The organism is Bradyrhizobium sp. Kon69, assembly GCF_055807515.1.
In genome coordinates, this window is record NZ_JBVVOS010000634.1 from 1 (window position 1) to 229 (window position 229).

At 62.0% G+C, this 229-nt stretch carries 1 protein-coding gene; it reads left to right on the forward strand.

The genetic code is table 11. From position 1 onward, the window contains the following. The coding region (locus AC0L3U_RS40395) for a hypothetical protein (protein ID WP_473365270.1) at window positions 1-229 on the forward strand (229 nt) is incomplete at both ends.

Here is a 229-nt window from a genome sequence, read left to right on the forward strand (position 1 = left end):
CCGCGCGTTGACCGCCACGCAGCAACGCCGGCAAGTCCTCAAATGGATGCTGGTACTCGGCGGCACCGGGTATCTGGGCTGGAATGTGCAACAACATACATCCCTGGGGAACGTATGGGCTGACTACCGAACGCCTGTGGGTAAACGCCAGGCACTGGCAGGGGCACTGATGGCTTTGGAAGCAGAGCCGAACGCCTCGATCAACACGCGAAAGCGCTGGGGCCCCAGT